Origin of the sequence: Lactiplantibacillus sp. 7.2.4 (genome assembly GCF_018991185.1) — a bacterium.
Classification (GTDB): Bacteria; Bacillota; Bacilli; order Lactobacillales; family Lactobacillaceae; genus Lactiplantibacillus; species Lactiplantibacillus pentosus.
Map to the genome: position 1 here is coordinate 1 of NZ_JAGYGS010000014.1, position 16,429 is coordinate 16,429.

Genomic DNA, 16,429 nt, shown 5'->3' on the forward strand with positions numbered 1-16,429 from the left:
TCGTGTGTTAATCGCTTAACACAACTTAATTATCATAACATCTTAACCAATATCTTGTCAACAACTTTTTTTAAGAAGCAACTTGATTAATTTGTCGTGGTTGCCGTTGCGACAACAGAAACTATCTTACCAATTGCCGAAGAAGTTGTCAACAACTAATTTCAATAATTATTTGGTGGTGACTAGCGCCTGCCGTAGCAGCAACGTTTACTAATATACCAACTGGAACTAAAAGTGTCAACACTTTTTCTGATTTTTTTGTAAGTCCGCGTAAGTCGTAGTCAAACCAACCGTTTTTATCTATACTATAACTATCAAAAGGAGCGAGGATAATATGCTAGCTTGGATACCTTTCATCATCATCTCATTGCTATTCATTGTACTACTATATGCCTGCGCTAAATCCGCAGGCTCTAACTTACAACGCGTTAAACAACTCAGTTTAATCGGTTTTCTCTGGGTACTGACCGCTTTCTGCTATACGCCCACTAGTTACAACTTTGGAACACAGCTAGTTCTCCATTATATTCAATGGGGACCGGTCAAGTTGAATATAATTCCATTTCAACAACTCAGTATCGAGTTTTGGCTCAACGTGTTACTCACGGTGCCGTTGGGTGGCCTAATCGCTTGGAACTTTATGGACTTGCCTTGGCGTCGATTTATCTGGCTCGGCTTTTTGACCGGATTAACGCTGGAACTCGGACAGTTCGTTCTCGACTGGCTCGTCAATATTGATCGGTGGGTCGACATTGACGACCTCATCACCAACTGGGTCGGTTTCATCATTGGTGCGATTGGTTATAAAATCGCCAAGCGGCTACCTGGACTTCAATGGTTACAAAGATGACCTATAAATGACGTATATATAGAAGCAACGATTCATCAGACAAAATATGAGGCCTAATCATCCGACCTCGTTCGTGACACGGATTCAACTCATTAACGTGCAAGCATCACATGAGCAGTCTAAAAAGCCGGCGCAAGAAAAAAATTCTTGCGCCGGCTTTTTAGACTCAGTTATTAATATCGTTACACTAAATAGTCCCTACCGTTTATCACTGTCATAGGCAATACGCTTAGTTCCCTAGTCAGCTTCGAAGAACAAATCGAAGACGTGTTGCCGATCTTGGTTCCACACTTGGTTATCGCTTGTTGGGTAAACGCGATTCGTCAAGACGACCAGGCCAACTTGCCGGTCTAGATCAAATGCAATCGCTGGTCCGGTAAAACCAGTATGGAAATATTGATGCTGACCGTTATGCCGTTCCCAACCGAGTGTCCGACCATGTTCATCATATTCGCCTAACCAGTCAAAGACATTTTCATCCAGTACCCGTTTGCCTTGATACTCACCGAAATTCAGCATCATTTCAACGAAGACCGATAAGTCCGTTAACGTCGAGAATAGTCCGGCATGGCCGCTTTCACCATTGAGTAAGAAGGCTTTGTAATCGTGCACCTGTCCCTGAATCTGTCCCCGTAGTGAATCGAACTCAGTTGGGACGAACCGCACCTTAGGCCGATTCAAATTATAACCAGTGTTGGTCATTGCCAGTGGATACAACACGTGGTCTTGAATACTACGTGCCAATGAGCCATCGACCGCCCGAATGATCCAGCCTAGTAAAATGAATCCTAAGTCTGAATAAACGTAAGTCGTTCCGGGAGTGGCATTCAGTGGCGCATCATAGACCGCCTTAATGAGATCTTCACGTTGCATCTTGTCGAGGTGGTCAATGTCAGCCGGCAAGCCACTATTATGAAGCAACAGGTTTTGAATCGTAATCTCTGGGTGAGTGAACCCTGGGAGGAACCGGGCAACCGAATCCGTCAGATGAATCGTATGGTCTGACAACAGTTGAAAAATCCGCGTCGTCGTTCCCACGACCTTAGTCACCGACGCGAGATCGTAAATCATCGCCGGGTCCAAGCCAATCGCAAACTCATCTTGGCCTTGAGTGCCGTGATAGTACTGATTGATTCCTTGAGGAGTGATCAGGCTAAATGAAGCACCATAGATATCGCCCGCTTCAATACACTTGTCGATATATTCTTCGATTTTTTTGAGCATCCGCATTACGCCCACCTTTCTTCACGCACGTTGATTCATTTTGTTTGTCTCCTTTATGATAACGGACTTCCCCATAAAATCAACGGCAAACGCTTTGTTTACATACAGCATGCCATCTCACTTTTTATTAACTAACTAGTTAAAGGCTTGTTACATAATGGACAATATTCCACTTCTATATCAAAATACAGGCGGATATTCCAAAAAATTTAAATATAATTAAGTGAATTACCTTTGTGCACAATTCTTACAAAACGCTGTTATATCAGCACTTTCACCTGGATCAAAACCAACGTGTTACAAAAAAATGACCGAAAAGTGAAATAAATCACCTGAAAGCGGTTACAAATTCGCCAAAAAATGTTATGATTCAAATATAGAATTTTATCAATCATTTGATTGGATTCAAATTATGGAGGCGAGAAAATGATTACATCAGAAAAGACAACAAAGCCAGCAGCTTGGAAAGGTTTCAAAGGCGGCCACTGGCAGGAAGAAATCAACATTCGTGATTTTATTCAAAATAACTTCACCCAATACAATGGTGACGAAAGCTTCCTAGCCGGCCCAACTGCCGCTACTAAGACTTTGAATGACAAAGTTTTGGCATTAAAGAAAGAAGAACGGGCAGCTGGTGGTGTTCTTGACGCTGATACTAAAGTAGTTTCAACGATCACGTCACACGGCCCTGGTTATATTCAGAAAGATCTCGAAAAGATTGTTGGTCTCCAAACCGACAAGCCTTTGAAGCGGGCCTTCATGCCATTTGGTGGTATTCGGATGGCTGACGATGCTTTGAAAGCATACGGTTACACGCCTGACAAGGAAAACGACAAGATCTTCAATGAATATCGTAAGACACATAACCAAGGGGTCTTCGATGTTTACACTCCTGACATGCGGAAAGCACGTCACTACAAGATTATCACTGGTTTACCAGATGCATATGCACGTGGCCGGATCATTCCTGACTTACCACGGGTTGCTGTCTATGGGATCGACCGTTTGATGGAAGACAAGGCCAATGACTTTGCTCACATCGGCGACGGTGAATTAACTGATGACGTTATCCGCCTCCGTGAAGAAGTTCAAGACCAATATCGGGCACTCGATGACATGAAGAAGATGGCTGCTAGCTACGGCTACGACATCAGCAAACCTGCCACCACTGCTCAAGAAGCCGTACAATGGATGTACTTCGCTTACTTAGCCGCAATCAAGACCCAAAACGGTGCCGCAATGTCCGTTGGTCGGATCGATACGACGATGGATATCTACATCCAACGTGACCTTGAAAATGGTGTCATTGACGAAAGCCATGCCCAAGAAATCATCGACCAATTTGTCATGAAATTACGGTTAGTTCGGTTCATTCGTACCGAAGATTACAACTCACTCTTCTCTGGTGACCCAATCTGGGCAACCTTATCAATGTGTGGGTTAGGTCTCGATGGTCAACACCACGTTACTAAGACCGCTTTCCGGATCTTAAAGACTTTGGACAACATGGGTGCTGCCCCAGAACCAAACATCACCATTCTCTGGTCAGAACGGTTACCTGAAGACTTCAAACGTTACGCTACTGAAGTATCTATCGACAGTTCAACCATTCAATACGAAAACGATGACTTAATGCGGGTACAATGGGGTACCGACTACTACGGCATTGCTTGCTGTGTTTCTGCACAACCAATTGCTGATGGGATTCAGTACTTCGGTGCTCGGGCTAACTTAGCCAAAGCAATCCTCTACGCCATCAATGGTGGCCGTGACGAAATTGCTGGCGACCAAGTTGGGCCTGCTTACGAACCAATCTCCTCAGAATACATCGACTACGATGAATTCATGAAGAAGTTCGACAAGCAAATGGACTGGTTAGCTGACACCTACGTTAACTCACTGAACGCTATTCACTACATGCATGACAAGTATTACTATGAAGCCGCAGAATTAGCATTGAAGAACACCGACCTTGATCGGACCTTCGCTACTGGGATTTCTGGTTTATCACATGCCGCTGACTCCATCTCAGCAATCAAGTATGGTCATGTTAAGGTTATCCGTGACGAACGTGGCATTGCCGTTGACTTCAAGGCCGACAACGATTACCCACGCTACGGGAACAATGATGACCGTGTAGATGACATTGCTAAGTGGTTAGTCAAGGAATTATACAGCAAGATGAACACCCATCATCTCTATCGTGGGGCCAAACTTTCAACTTCTGTCTTGACCATCACTTCAAACGTTGTTTATGGTAAGAACACGGGTACCACACCAAACGGCCGTCAAAAAGGCGAACCATTCTCACCAGGTGCTAACCCAGCGTACGGCGCTGAAAAGAGCGGTGCTTTAGCTTCACTCCTCTCAACGGCCAAATTACCATACCGTTACGCAACTGACGGGATTTCTAACACGTTCGGCGTTACCCCTAACACGTTAGGCCACGACCTCGAATCACGGAAAGACACGTTAGTAAACATGTTAGACGGTTATATGAAGAACGATGGGATGCATTTGAACATCAATGTCTTCAATAAAGACACTTTAATTGATGCTCAGAAGCACCCAGAAGAATACCCAACATTGACGGTTCGGGTTTCTGGTTACTGTGTCTACTTCGCAGATTTGACCAAGGAACAACAAGATGACGTTATTTCACGGACATTCTTCGAATCAATGTAACATTTAATCTTTAATAGTTAAGAAGGCGAAAGGCTCATGGACAACAAACAAGTTTCAACAACGCAAGCGGCGGCAAAGGAGCCTTTGATAGGCTACGTTCACTCCATCGAAACATTTGGCTCCGTTGACGGACCTGGCATCCGTTACGTGGCGTTCCTACAAGGGTGCCATATGCGGTGTCAGTACTGTCACAACCCTGATACTTGGAAACTCAACGTCGGCGATCAAATGACGGCTGACGAAATTCTGGAAGACGCGGTCAAATACCGGGCTTTCTGGGGCAAGACTGGGGGAATCACGGTCAGCGGTGGTGAATCACTGGTACAAATCGACTTCATCTTAGACTTATTCGAAAAAGCCAAGGCGATGAATATCAGCACTTGTCTGGACACTTCTGGACAGCCTTTCACCCGAGAACAACCTTTCTTTGACAAGTTCGAACGCTTGATGAAAGTCACTGACATCTCATTGGTCGACATCAAACACATCGATTCTGCCAAACACAAGCAATTAACTCAGTACGGTAACGAGAACATTCTGGACATGATCCAGTACATGGCCCAACACCACGACGATATGTGGATTCGCCACGTGCTCGTCCCACAACGGACCGATTACGATGAAGATTTGAAGAAGCTCGGCGACTATATCGCAAAGATTCCAAACGACGTCGTTCAAAAAGTTGAAGTCCTCCCTTACCACACACTGGGAGTCAAAAAGTATCACGAAATGAAGATCAAGTACCGGCTAGAAGGTATCGAATCACCTACTCAAGACCGGGTCGCTAACGCTGAAAAGCTGTTACACACCGCGGACTACAATGGGTACAAGACTTGGATGCCACTACCTAAACTCTAGACCATCATTTCTACACCACGAAGAACGCCAGTGGCAATGCCGATTGATTCGGCACTGTCGCTGGCGTTTTTGGTTGTCTTCAGGGCGAATTGCGTAGTGGACTGCCCGGATTGGATGATTCAGCACGCATGGCGAGATCATAAGCCTCGCGACAATGAAATCGAGCGCTTCGTCAAGTGCCATTGTCGGAATTCCCTGTATCTAAAGAGTCTAGGTGCCTGCAATCAAGGCTAGCTGTGGTCACTAGTACACGCTGCCACATTCAGCACCTCCCCACAACTAACGACTTATCCCACCGGTTAAAATCACCTAAAACCAGTCTAACATGCGTTGTCAGCCTCACTGACTAGGACAAAGTAAACTTACCTAGCATCTGGATACTTGTGGGCCACGGGCGTTTTAGTGCGTTTCTCAATAGTTGAGCATTCATTGCCGTTTAGAAAAAGCCGGGCATTCACGTGAGGACCTCATCGACGAAAACGATGGACGACTCGGCACGTGCAACCCGGCTTGGTTTCCTATTCTGAATTGTTTCGTATTTTAAAAATGAGCAATCACCACTGATTGTTTCTCAGCATCCGTGGCTTATGAATGAATTCCTAACTCCATACGAGCTGCTCGCGACATCATGCTTTCATTCCAGGCTGGTTCCCAGACGATTTCGATCTCAATACTTTTGACCTCAGGTAACTTGATCAATTCATCATGAATATCCTTGGCCAGCCACTCCGTCAATGGACACCCGGCAATCGTTAGCGTCATGGTAATCTCAGCAACACCCTCATCCGTCAGCTGGGCATCATAAATCAAACCGAGGTTCACCAAATCAATTCCTAATTCAGGATCAATGACGTGTCCTAGCGCGTCAAAAGCCCGTTCTTTAAACGTTGTTGCCATTATTACTCGCTCCCCTTCGTCTGCTCGTGCAGTCGACTAATCACCTATCCGTGACTAGTCGATCCATTATCTTAGAAAACGTTTCCATCATCATCTTTATTGTACCTTACAGCCATTAAGAATCAATGAATAATCGCGATTTAACGCGGTTATTTTAGTTGTTGTCCAAACAGCCGGTAGCGGAACAGAATTCTTGATTCAGCGGATTGCTAGGCACCCCTCTGCCCCACCACTATCGTCAAATTACGGGTGATTTAGCCTCGTCAAATAAGCACCTTTATTTATCCCGACGACCAAGTTTGCGTTTGGCTAATTTACCCGTCTGAATTAGGCAATTATCGTCGATTGTTATAGTCGTCAAAGCCGCGCCATTACTGGGTTTATCCGACCATCAAAAATTATTTTAGAATTGGCGGTGGTTTTCGTTGCAAGCGCTTACAGTTCGTGTTAGTATACTAAGTGAGGAAAGGTATTAAGCCTCGATTAGCAAAGCTTCTCAAAAGAGTTTTGGCTGTCGTTGTAAAAGCTAGACAGCTAGTATCACAGTTTGGGTCGTTATCGAAACCGTTTTAAGCGTCGTCAAGCGTTATCGGTCTAACGAGTGTCGTGAGATTTGCGTTGGATGGCTGAACGTTGACCCTTAGATAAACGATAACCGTTAAAGAATTAATTGGCATTAGATCGACGATCAGATTTTAACTAGATTTAGTTGGAAACAGGTGTCTCCGATGACCAGTTGTTAGTTCCACTTTACCAGTTCCATTTGTAGACTCAGGTATCACAAACCTTAAACGGAGGTGCATGTCTGTTACGAAGACATTCCAAAGTTTTAAGCGCGAGTTTGACTTTCGTTAAAACCCGTTGATCGAGTCGCAATCAAGTAACAAACTTACTTTAGATCGACTACAGCAGATAGTTACAGTAAATACGGGTTAGTCCGTTAGAAGTTGGACACGCGTAAAATTGAATAGCATGAAGGTGTATCGTATTAACACTGAACAAATGATCATGTTAATCGAGATTATTCCTCATAAGTAGAACTCAAGTAGAGAAGCCTTGGGTTCTATTTTTTTGGCTCAAAACGCGCGATTCAGGGTTAGAACTGAGATCAGCATCTGGGCGTTAAGTGGCGATCCTCCACCTAGCATTTTGGCGTCGCTGACCGGAAGCCCCAGTCTGGTCTGAATACGTTTCGGCAATATTCCATCGAACTGAACTGCCAATGGTTCCTCATGTTGAGGCCAATTTTAAGCCCAAAAGACAAAAATAAATGAGATAAGAAATCAGAATTTGATTTCATATCTCATTCGTTTATGTAGCCACTAGTTCTGTCACGGTCCTCTTCCTTCACCAAATGAAAAACAATCAATCCCCTTTTACCTAGCAATGACATCTTCATCAGTTTTACTTTTTAGTATTCGAATAACCGCTACTAACGAAATCAACGCAAGCGTTATTCCACTCCCCAAGAAAATCCAGGTACCAGAAATAAGATCGAATAGGACACCATAAATGACAATCCCGATTGGAATTAATAGTGAGGTAATTGTGGCTTGAATAGAAAACACTCGTCCTTGATAGTCTGCTGGAACTTCAGTCTGAAAATAGGCAATTAATGGTGTATTAATAAATATCACCAGGCACCCCAGCACGAGATTTGCAAAACAATAAAAAATAGTTGTCGCAGATGATCCGATATTATAAAAGATAGGGACACCCAAAGAACTAAGAATAACGGCAAACATAATCATAAAGGAAAAGGCATTTGGCACTGAAAACTGTCTTTTAAACAGCTGGAAAATAATCCCACCAAGAACCATGCCAACGGCGACTGATGATTCCGTCAAACCATACTGCTGTGTAGAAAGTTTCAAAACATGAATTTGTAAGTAAGGCAGTCCGACGTTCATCGCTGCCATAAAGAAATTGAGACCTGCAATAAACAGTGATACAACGAGAATCATTGAATTCTTTCTCATGAATTGTAAGCCGCTGATGAATGATTCACCAATATGCCCAGAAACACCCCTACTCTGTTGCGTCCCAAATTTGACTAAAAGAATCAAGTACAACGTCACAATTTCTGAAATAACTTCAAAAAAAGCAAAATAGCCAAACGGAATAATTGAAAATAGTACCGCACCAACCAACGGACTCACTACAGTTGCTAAAGAATTAGATGATTGCACCATTGAATTCAATTGTTGAAAATTTTCTTTTGGAACCAACTGTGTGACGCTTGACTGTAAAGTGTTTTGCAAAAAGCTATCTGCAATCTTCAAAAAGACTAACAGGACAATTAATTCAACGAAGTAATACTTAGCGTATTTGATTAATAGAAAGCCGAAGATAATCAATGCCACTATTGTGCCCAATTGCGAAAAAACAATAATTTTTTTATGATTAAACGAATCGACGACATAACCAATATATGGTGTCATTAATAAAGTAACAATCGGGCTAATAATCAGCGAGAATCCCATTCCTAATGCCGATCCGGTCCGCTGCAGGATGTATAAGCTCGTTGCAAAAGAAAAAACTGAGCTCCCAAAGTTCCCAAAAAAGATTGCTCCCATGATTTGAAATACTTGCTTTCTTACATTCATTATTCACACCACTTTTCTGCAGTCTTAATAAAAATCATCGCTTTAGGTCGTTTCATTTTTCCAACTTCTCTCGGCCTTCAACAATCAATTGCATGATAAAAAGATAACAAAAAAATGAGCTAAAAATAAGAAAAATGTCATATAATAAAATTACCTGTAAAAAAAGGGGGTATCAGTATGAAAAATTTGGGTTCTGTAATACGAGAAGTACGTCAATCAAAAGCATTAACACTAAAACAAGTAGCCGGTTCAGAATTATCTGTTGCCTTCTTATCAAAAGTCGAAAGAGGTAACTCTGACATCTCCTTGAATAATTTTCTGATTGTTTTGAAAGCCCTAAATATTTCTTGGGATGAATTTTTTATGTTGCACGCGGTTATCAGGTCGGTAACGGGTTAAAATTCATGGAAAAGATTAAAAAATATATGCTTGAAGATAATGTCTATGGACTTCAACGGTTACAATCTATAGAAGCGACAATGTGTAATGATGATAGTAACTATCATCATTTCAACGTTATTATTATTGATTTAATAATTTCACAAATACAACACACGCAATTCAAAAAGGAATCCGTTACCGAACTCCAAACTTATTTACTAAACGTGGAGAATTGGGGTATATATGAACTAACACTGTTTAACAACGTTATGTTTTGTTTTCCCACTCCAGTCTTGAGCCTCCTACTAGACAACGCAATGAAAAAAGCAATTGCTTACAGGCACCTGCCTCAATATGAAGAATTATTAATGATCATTATCTGCAATAATTTGGAAATTACACTACAACAAAAGAATATCGTTCAAGCTGAAAAAATCGTAGCGCAATCTACAGAAATCTATCGAAATAAACGCATATCATTAAGTAACATGAAGTTTAAATTCCTACAAGGAATATTGATGATGTACACAGGCGATGTTGATTCAGGAAAAAAGTTAGTCGTTGGCGTGATTGAAGCCTGTTATGTGTTGGGAGACGATGAGCAAGCCTATTCCTTCGAAAAATATCTTAATGAATCCACAAATTTCGAAATATGACAATTTCAACACACTCAATGATAAACACGCATCCCTTGTGTCGTAAGTTAATTGGACGCGCAATTGATTTTTCATAATTCTATTAATATTGGAGGAACTCATTATGCAAATCTCTGAAAGGACGTGACGAAGCCTCTAAAAAAGCTGGTGTCCCAGGGAGCGGCCCCAAGATACCAGCTTTTTAACGATGACTCGTATTTTCATTGCTATATTTAACGGCCACGAAGCCAGTTGACCATGGCCAACCTGACAGACCGCCTAAATCAGTTCACAACCGCCCTACTTATCCGTCACTTGATACTTAAAGACGAAGCGGTACAGCACAAAGTTGACCAAGCCTAATACCAGCACTAATCCAAACGCCAGCTGACTCCCCATCGCCGTTTCACGCGCAGCGGATAACTGTCCCGATTTGACCGAAGACATGAGTGCCGCCAAAATCGTCGTACCGAGGGATCCGGCGAACTGCTGGCCAGTACTATAAATGGCATTGGCATCCGCGCGCTCGGCCATCGTGACTTCTTTGAGTCCGTTAGTCATCGTATTACTGAACGCCATCGAACGACCGATACTGAAGACGATGTACAGCATTAAAATAACGATGATACTCAGGTGCTGCCCTAAAACTGTAAATCCCAGTGCCGCCAAGACAAAGAGACCGTTTCCCATCAGAATCGGTAGCCGTGCGCCATGGGCATCTAGCAAGTGGCCGAACCACGGCTGACAGATTGCCGTAATCAAGCTTCCTGGTAGGAGCATCAGGCCCCCAATCAGTGAACCGGCGCCAACCACGATTTGCGCGTAGTTTGGTAGCGCAAAGTTGATTCCAATATTACAAAATTGCAGGATAACGTAGGCAAAGAAGCTGAAGGCAAAAACGGGATTTTTGAAAATGGCTAAGTTAAGCAGTGGCGTCGCCGAATGTTTAGATAGCCGTAAATAACCTAAAATGGCTACAATTGCGAGGCCCAGGCCGCCGAGAAACTGCCAGCTGAGCCATCCAGCAGTACTCATGCTGTTGACACCCAGCGTACAGCTAATGAAGGCTACTGCTAATAACCCGAACTGGGACCAATCAAAGTGAATCCGTTTGACCTCACTGACCTGCCGAATCGCGCCATAGCCTAAGAGCAGAATGATGGCCTCCACTGGCAGCGTTGACCAGAAAATCCAGCGCCAACTTCCGAGGGCGACCATCACCCCACCAAACGTCGGGCCGCTCGCGGGTGCAATCATCAAAATCAAACCGGCCAGTCCCATGTAAAAGCCCAGTCGTGCACGCGGCACTGTCTCCAAAATGACATTAAACATCAGCGGAATCGCCAAACCGGCACAGCCCGCTTGAACGACCCGGCCAAATAAGAGCACCCAGAAATTCGGTGCCAGCGCACAAATCAAGTCACCAAGAATAAATAATGACGCGCCGACCGCGAATAGCTGCCGGTTTTTGAAACGTTGATGTAAGAATGCCGACGTCAGCATTAACAAGGCCACGGTCAGTAAATAGCCGGTGGTAATCCACTGAACTAAATCGAGTGAGACGCGCATCGTCTTCATTAGGGTCGGAAACGTCACGTTCATCGAAGTTTCCACTAGAATCCCCACGAAGGCCATCAAAGCCACGGCAAAAATCGCCACTAATTCTTGACGGGTCACTTTAGTTGAATCAGACAAAACAAGTCGCTTCCTTCTTCATTAATTTGGCACGATTGGTCCAGCACCGATTGACAACCAGGACCATGACCACCCGGTTCCAGCAGCAATCGACGCAAAATCGTGCACAGTGTTAAGTCATCCATCACGATCTAAAATCTGCGATGAATGACCAGCTATTAACTATTCTATCTATAGACTATCATACGCAAAATGGCGGCCGCCGTCATGTCATTAGTTTAATGAAATCTGCATGAACCAGCGTTTCCCCGGTGATTGGTCAGCACGATAAACTAGGCCGATTCGCATCCGCAACCGTTTACATGTTTTCGCCGAAACCGTATACTGAACATAACTTAGCAATCATCCTGAGGAGGGATTTTATTTTGAAAACAATCGATTTAGGTTACAGTCACCTACCCGTATCGAATGTCGCACTGGGCATCATGCGGATGGATGCATTGGATGTGGCACAGGCAACCACGGTGCTCGACACCGCTGCTGATTTAGGTATCAATTATATTGATTCCGCGGACATCTATGGTGGGGGCCAATCATCCACCATTTTTGGTCAAGCGCTCAAACAGGCACACGTCTCACGTGACCAACTTTATATTCAATCCAAGGGCAGCATCGTTCCTGGCAAACGCTACGATTTCTCAAAAGCACATCTGATTGAAGCGGTCGACGGTGAACTTCAGCGCTTGGGGGTCGACTACCTGGACACCTTTCTACTCCACCGCCCCGACGCCTTGATGGAACCAGCGGAAGTCGCAGCTGCCTTTGATGAACTTCAAACGAGTGGCAAAGTCCGGCACTTTGGGGTCTCCAATTTCAATCCGATGCAGGTTGACCTTTTGCAAGCGGCGTTAAATCAACGCCTGATCATTAATCAGTTACAATTCGGCATCATGCATACTGGTGCGATCGACTTTGGCCTACACACTAACATGCAAGACGAACGTAGCCTCAACCATGACGGCGAAATCATTGAATATTCTCGGCTGCATAAGATGACGATTCAAGCATGGTCTCCTTATCAGTACGGCAACTTCGCTGGTGTTTTCCTAGATAATCCAAAATTCCCAGAACTCAACAACGCGATGCAACAACTCGCAGACGACAAGCATGCCACTAAATCAGCAATCGCGACGGCTTGGATTCTCCGACACCCGGCTCATTTCCAAGTGATCTTAGGGACGATGAATCCTGAACACTTGAAACAAAATGCCGCTGGCGCGGATGTCGACCTGACTCGCCAAGAGTGGTACGACATCTACTTTGCAGCTGGTAACGATTTACCTTAATGCTGACTTGATTGGCATTGCCCAATCATCAAGATAGTCGCTGGCTGAGTCCTTTAATTGGGGGACGAGTTCAAGATCAACGCCGCATTTTAATAGACTGCTCAATAGACTGCTCAGTTGCCAGTTCAGCTTGAGCAGTCTATTTTGACATTCACTATCGGCCACACCCATTCATCAATCTTAGGAGATGATTTTTTGCCAACCCATTGCACGATTTGTGAACGTATCAAATTGATTCAGCAGCAGCAAAACCCCTACTTTGTACGCGAGCTGACCACCGGCTACGTTGTATTAGCAGATAGTCAGCATTTCGAAGGGTACACGCTTTTCTTAGCCAAATCACACGTCACTGAGTTACATCACTTAGCGGCTCACGACCAGTTACTATTCCTCGAAGAGATGAGTCTCGTTCAAGAAGCCTGCGCACAGGCCTTCCATGCCGACAAAATGAACATTGAGCTACTCGGCAACGGGGACGCGCATGTGCATTGGCACCTGTTTCCACGCCACACCGGCGATACTGCGCAGCCGGGCCCCGTCTGGTGGACCCCGCTTGAGACCATCTATGGTGACGATGTCCAACAAGACCAACTCCGGCTCACCCGCTTAAAACGCACGCTCAACACCGCCCTCGACTCGGTACTACAACGTCGGCAAGTCGAACATCACACTGTGCAGCATTTGACACTACCAGCTGCTGACACTGATTAACCGCAGTTCAGACAGCCTTAGCTATTTGCGCGCATTCAAAAAGCCGAATCCCATATCTGGAGCTCAACTTTTCGCATACTAATCGGAACCTGTTTATTTATCTGGACGGCTGTCATAGGCGCGTTTGGATTTATAACCGGCACGAAAGACGGTCTTCATGACGTCAATGTGGCGCTGCTTGGTCGCTTCGGCCTTGGTGCCAAAAATGAACCGGGCCCACTCACGCTGGTAACCGGGTGTTAATGCGGTGAAGAACGCCGCCATATCGGCATCTTCTGTCAACAAGGCGGCAACTGCTGGAATGTCTTTTTCGAATGAACTAAGGGGTGCGGTACTCATGTGAAGTCCTCCATTGGGTTGATTGCTTTAAATTTCATGTAAGAAGGGGAAAATTACTTACAATTTAAGCTTTTATATTTCGATTTTTTATACAATTGCGCTATCATTATAGTATAAGTATTAACATTCGACCAATATAATTAACGATAACCAACCATACTGCTATCACCAAGGGGAGCCCTGCTATGCCAAAATTTGATATTACCCTCATCAGTCCTGAACGCGCCAAGGCCATGCTGACCGAGTATAAGGAGCAACGTAAGAATTCCGTTCCGCACCTCGAGCATCCTGGCCGCTACATCTTACCAGATTACAAATTAACGCGGCGGCGTGCTGCTTTTAAAATCGTTAAGCACACCTTCTTGACGCCCCATTACAAGTCATATGTCGCCATGGATTCCGACAACGGCCACACCCTCTGGTTTCACAACTTCGGCTCATTAACTGAAGCCCTATTCTGGCTGGAGACTGGTCTCAAAATGAGTGATACTGACTCACATTCCAACTACAAGGAATGGATGGTCAAGCACACGGCCGAAATTGAGACGTTCAAGGACTTGTTACGTGAACGTAAGCATAAGCCCGGCGCTAAGGCTAAGAAAAAAGCAAAGTAATTGAAAAGTCGCTCGATTCTAAAGTGGAATCGAGCGACTTTTTTGAAATTTGGCCCATAACGAATTGATGAGTCGTAAGACCTAATACGGCCTAAAAGTGGCTGTCTAAGAAAGCCTGAATCTTACGTGCGATCACCTGGTGCCCAGCATTATTCGGATGCAGCGTATCGACGGAATAAATCGCAGCTTGGGCTGGAATGGCAAACGTGATGCCGGCATCATGATACAAGCTGAGATGCGGCACACCATAATCCGCAGTCACTTGTTCAATTGCGGCTTCATAATCAGCCTGCCGATAACCAAGGCCATTGGTTGTTGCACTAAAGCTACCACCAAAGTCGGAACCAATGTGAATCGCCGAAATAAACAGTTTGGGAACGGTCGGCCAAGTCGCCTGCAGCCCCGTCAATAATATGGTCAGCGCGCCATAAAAGGTCGTGATGGTCGTATCCCCATACTGTCCTAACGGTTGATTGCGGCCGTAATCGTTGACGCCACCGAAGACCGCAATAAAATCAGCATCCGCCGGAATTGACTGATAGCGTGCAGCCATAGCATCGTAGCGACTTCCGACCGTCGATCCCGAGATTCCTAAATTGTCACTCCGTTCAGCGTGCCAATTAGCGGCTAAAATATCATGATAATGAACACTTGCCAGACCATTATTGGCCGTAATAGAATCACCAAGCCACGCTGGTCGTTGAAATGTCACGTGCTTGGTCAACTGCGTCTCATCGAGCATCGAATTCCTCCTCTTGCGTACTAACTATCGATTAATCGTTGTACGCATTGTGTTAGTTGATTTGTCATGAATCATGCTATTTTCAAAGTTCAAAAGCTGCCAGCTGAGGAACGCCGGAAATACTGCGAGTTGCCGAAACGTTATATGGATCTTGTCTAATCACCTAAAATAGCATAATCTACATGCTAACCGAAAGGCAATTCTATCGACTGATTTCAAGATTAGTTGCTATTGAAGTTAATGAATAATCTTCCTAGCATTTAAATACCATAAACCATTATCGATACTGATTAAGCTTTTACCTGAAGGATCAGTCTCTCAAAATTCAATGGCCAATTGTACCCAGATAGGTGGCCGTTCATCTGCCATTCGAGCGGGTTCCCGACTGTAGGGGCTGGCGGACAATGCTCAAGGGCGAAATTCTTCTTGTCCGGGTGGGGTCCCCGGGCTAGAAGAAGACTCGTATTTGAAATTGCGCAGTGGTTTTCTGCGTGAGTTCAAATCGATGTCCGCCCTGTTCCAGCGTTGTCAGCCGGCCCCGGAAGTCGGACTAAGACGCTCACTGGCTGACGACCAGTAAGCCAAACAATGGGTACGGTTTAATCATCTTTAATGCTAAAGAATAATTAGCACAACGCATATCATTGTCTTTATTTAACCGCGCATCCCAGCATAACTGCAACTAAAGTGCCCGGTTTGTGGATTTAATTAAGCTGATAGTGATTCGTCAGTCGGTACTGGTCAACGTCTACATTAAAAAGCTGCCAGCACCATTTTGCGTGCGGTTAAGCCAACACGCCTTCCCGTGGTGCTAAAACAGTGCCTGCGATTGCAAGCTCCGAATACCCCACGCTAACCCTTAACAACCAAAAAGCAGCCACTTCAGAACTGGATCCGCAAATCCTA

General features: G+C 44.6%; 14 protein-coding genes. 8 read left to right on the plus strand and 6 right to left on the minus strand.

The genetic code is table 11. The features are described from left to right. Positions 1 to 334: 334 nt before the first annotated feature. A complete protein-coding gene (locus tag KGF70_RS06610; protein WP_088770549.1) occupies positions 335 to 850 on the plus strand; it encodes a VanZ family protein in 516 nt (171 codons plus the stop codon). Between the two features lie 237 nt (positions 851 to 1,087). Here the strand turns inward: KGF70_RS06610 and KGF70_RS06615 are convergent, their stop codons facing one another. Continuing rightward, the gene (locus tag KGF70_RS06615; RefSeq protein WP_216769537.1) at positions 1,088 to 2,080 is read right to left on the minus strand and encodes a serine hydrolase; all 993 of its coding nucleotides are present in this window, start codon (positions 2,078 to 2,080) and stop codon (positions 1,088 to 1,090) included. A gap of 420 nt (positions 2,081 to 2,500) precedes the next feature. Here KGF70_RS06615 and pflB point away from each other — a divergent pair, with 420 nt between their 5' ends. Further along, entirely contained in the window at positions 2,501 to 4,759 is a 2,259-nt protein-coding gene (gene pflB, locus KGF70_RS06620; protein WP_216769535.1) for a formate C-acetyltransferase, read from the plus strand. Between the two features lie 36 nt (positions 4,760 to 4,795). Then, entirely contained in the window at positions 4,796 to 5,617 is an 822-nt protein-coding gene (gene pflA / locus KGF70_RS06625) for a pyruvate formate-lyase-activating protein (protein ID WP_021337809.1), read from the plus strand. Positions 5,618 to 6,202: 585 nt separating this feature from the next. Here the strand turns inward: pflA and KGF70_RS06630 are convergent. Then, the gene (locus tag KGF70_RS06630; protein WP_003639920.1) at positions 6,203 to 6,514 is read right to left on the minus strand and encodes a metal-sulfur cluster assembly factor; all 312 of its coding nucleotides are present in this window, start codon (positions 6,512 to 6,514) and stop codon (positions 6,203 to 6,205) included. A gap of 1,376 nt (positions 6,515 to 7,890) precedes the next feature. Beyond that, positions 7,891 to 9,120, minus strand: coding sequence for an MFS transporter (locus tag KGF70_RS06635; protein WP_216786423.1), 1,230 nt, complete (start codon positions 9,118 to 9,120; stop codon positions 7,891 to 7,893). A gap of 177 nt (positions 9,121 to 9,297) precedes the next feature. Between KGF70_RS06635 and KGF70_RS06640 the strand changes: the two genes are divergently transcribed. After that, positions 9,298 to 9,519: a helix-turn-helix domain-containing protein gene (locus KGF70_RS06640; RefSeq protein ID WP_209041700.1), complete on the plus strand. Its 222-nt coding sequence runs from the start codon at positions 9,298 to 9,300 to the stop codon at positions 9,517 to 9,519. Positions 9,520 to 9,524: 5 nt separating this feature from the next. Further along, the gene (locus KGF70_RS06645; protein WP_216768279.1) at positions 9,525 to 10,157 is read left to right on the plus strand and encodes a hypothetical protein; all 633 of its coding nucleotides are present in this window, start codon (positions 9,525 to 9,527) and stop codon (positions 10,155 to 10,157) included. Between the two features lie 279 nt (positions 10,158 to 10,436). Here the strand turns inward: KGF70_RS06645 and KGF70_RS06650 are convergent, their stop codons facing one another. After that, positions 10,437 to 11,771 carry an MFS transporter gene (locus tag KGF70_RS06650; protein WP_253954780.1) on the minus strand — a complete coding sequence of 445 codons (1,335 nt, stop codon included), beginning with the start codon at positions 11,769 to 11,771 and terminating at the stop codon, positions 10,437 to 10,439. A 425-nt stretch (positions 11,772 to 12,196) separates the two neighbouring features. On the opposite strand from KGF70_RS06650, the gene KGF70_RS06655 reads away from it, so the two are divergent. Both KGF70_RS06655 and KGF70_RS06660 read left to right on the plus strand, forming a co-directional pair. Then, entirely contained in the window at positions 12,197 to 13,117 is a 921-nt protein-coding gene (locus KGF70_RS06655; protein WP_216768282.1) for an aldo/keto reductase family oxidoreductase, read from the plus strand. Between the two features lie 195 nt (positions 13,118 to 13,312). After that, the gene (locus tag KGF70_RS06660) at positions 13,313 to 13,828 is read left to right on the plus strand and encodes an HIT family protein (RefSeq protein WP_216768283.1); all 516 of its coding nucleotides are present in this window, start codon (positions 13,313 to 13,315) and stop codon (positions 13,826 to 13,828) included. Between the two features lie 93 nt (positions 13,829 to 13,921). Here the strand turns inward: KGF70_RS06660 and KGF70_RS06665 are convergent, their stop codons facing one another. Further along, positions 13,922 to 14,167, minus strand: coding sequence for a YdeI/OmpD-associated family protein (locus KGF70_RS06665; RefSeq protein ID WP_216768285.1), 246 nt, complete (start codon positions 14,165 to 14,167; stop codon positions 13,922 to 13,924). A 185-nt stretch (positions 14,168 to 14,352) separates the two neighbouring features. Here KGF70_RS06665 and KGF70_RS06670 point away from each other — a divergent pair, with 185 nt between their 5' ends. Beyond that, a complete protein-coding gene (locus KGF70_RS06670) occupies positions 14,353 to 14,781 on the plus strand; it encodes a hypothetical protein (protein ID WP_003639925.1) in 429 nt (142 codons plus the stop codon). Positions 14,782 to 14,872: 91 nt separating this feature from the next. Here KGF70_RS06670 and KGF70_RS06675 read toward each other — a convergent pair whose 3' ends face one another. Then, the gene (locus KGF70_RS06675; RefSeq protein ID WP_216768286.1) at positions 14,873 to 15,523 is read right to left on the minus strand and encodes an SGNH/GDSL hydrolase family protein; all 651 of its coding nucleotides are present in this window, start codon (positions 15,521 to 15,523) and stop codon (positions 14,873 to 14,875) included. Between the last annotated feature and the right edge of the window lie 906 nt (positions 15,524 to 16,429).

Coding starts and splice junctions, on each gene's coding strand:
- KGF70_RS06610 (WP_088770549.1), top strand. CDS start 335: ATGCTAGCTTGGATACCTTTCATCATCATCTCATTGCTATTCATTGTA.
- KGF70_RS06615 (WP_216769537.1), bottom strand. CDS start 2,080: ATGCGGATGCTCAAAAAAATCGAAGAATATATCGACAAGTGTATTGAA.
- pflB (WP_216769535.1), top strand. CDS start 2,501: ATGATTACATCAGAAAAGACAACAAAGCCAGCAGCTTGGAAAGGTTTC.
- pflA (WP_021337809.1), top strand. CDS start 4,796: ATGGACAACAAACAAGTTTCAACAACGCAAGCGGCGGCAAAGGAGCCT.
- KGF70_RS06630 (WP_003639920.1), bottom strand. CDS start 6,514: ATGGCAACAACGTTTAAAGAACGGGCTTTTGACGCGCTAGGACACGTC.
- KGF70_RS06635 (WP_216786423.1), bottom strand. CDS start 9,120: ATGAATGTAAGAAAGCAAGTATTTCAAATCATGGGAGCAATCTTTTTT.
- KGF70_RS06640 (WP_209041700.1), top strand. CDS start 9,298: ATGAAAAATTTGGGTTCTGTAATACGAGAAGTACGTCAATCAAAAGCA.
- KGF70_RS06645 (WP_216768279.1), top strand. CDS start 9,525: ATGGAAAAGATTAAAAAATATATGCTTGAAGATAATGTCTATGGACTT.
- KGF70_RS06650 (WP_253954780.1), bottom strand. CDS start 11,771: ATGGCCTTCGTGGGGATTCTAGTGGAAACTTCGATGAACGTGACGTTT.
- KGF70_RS06665 (WP_216768285.1), bottom strand. CDS start 14,167: ATGAGTACCGCACCCCTTAGTTCATTCGAAAAAGACATTCCAGCAGTT.
- KGF70_RS06670 (WP_003639925.1), top strand. CDS start 14,353: ATGCCAAAATTTGATATTACCCTCATCAGTCCTGAACGCGCCAAGGCC.
- KGF70_RS06675 (WP_216768286.1), bottom strand. CDS start 15,523: ATGCTCGATGAGACGCAGTTGACCAAGCACGTGACATTTCAACGACCA.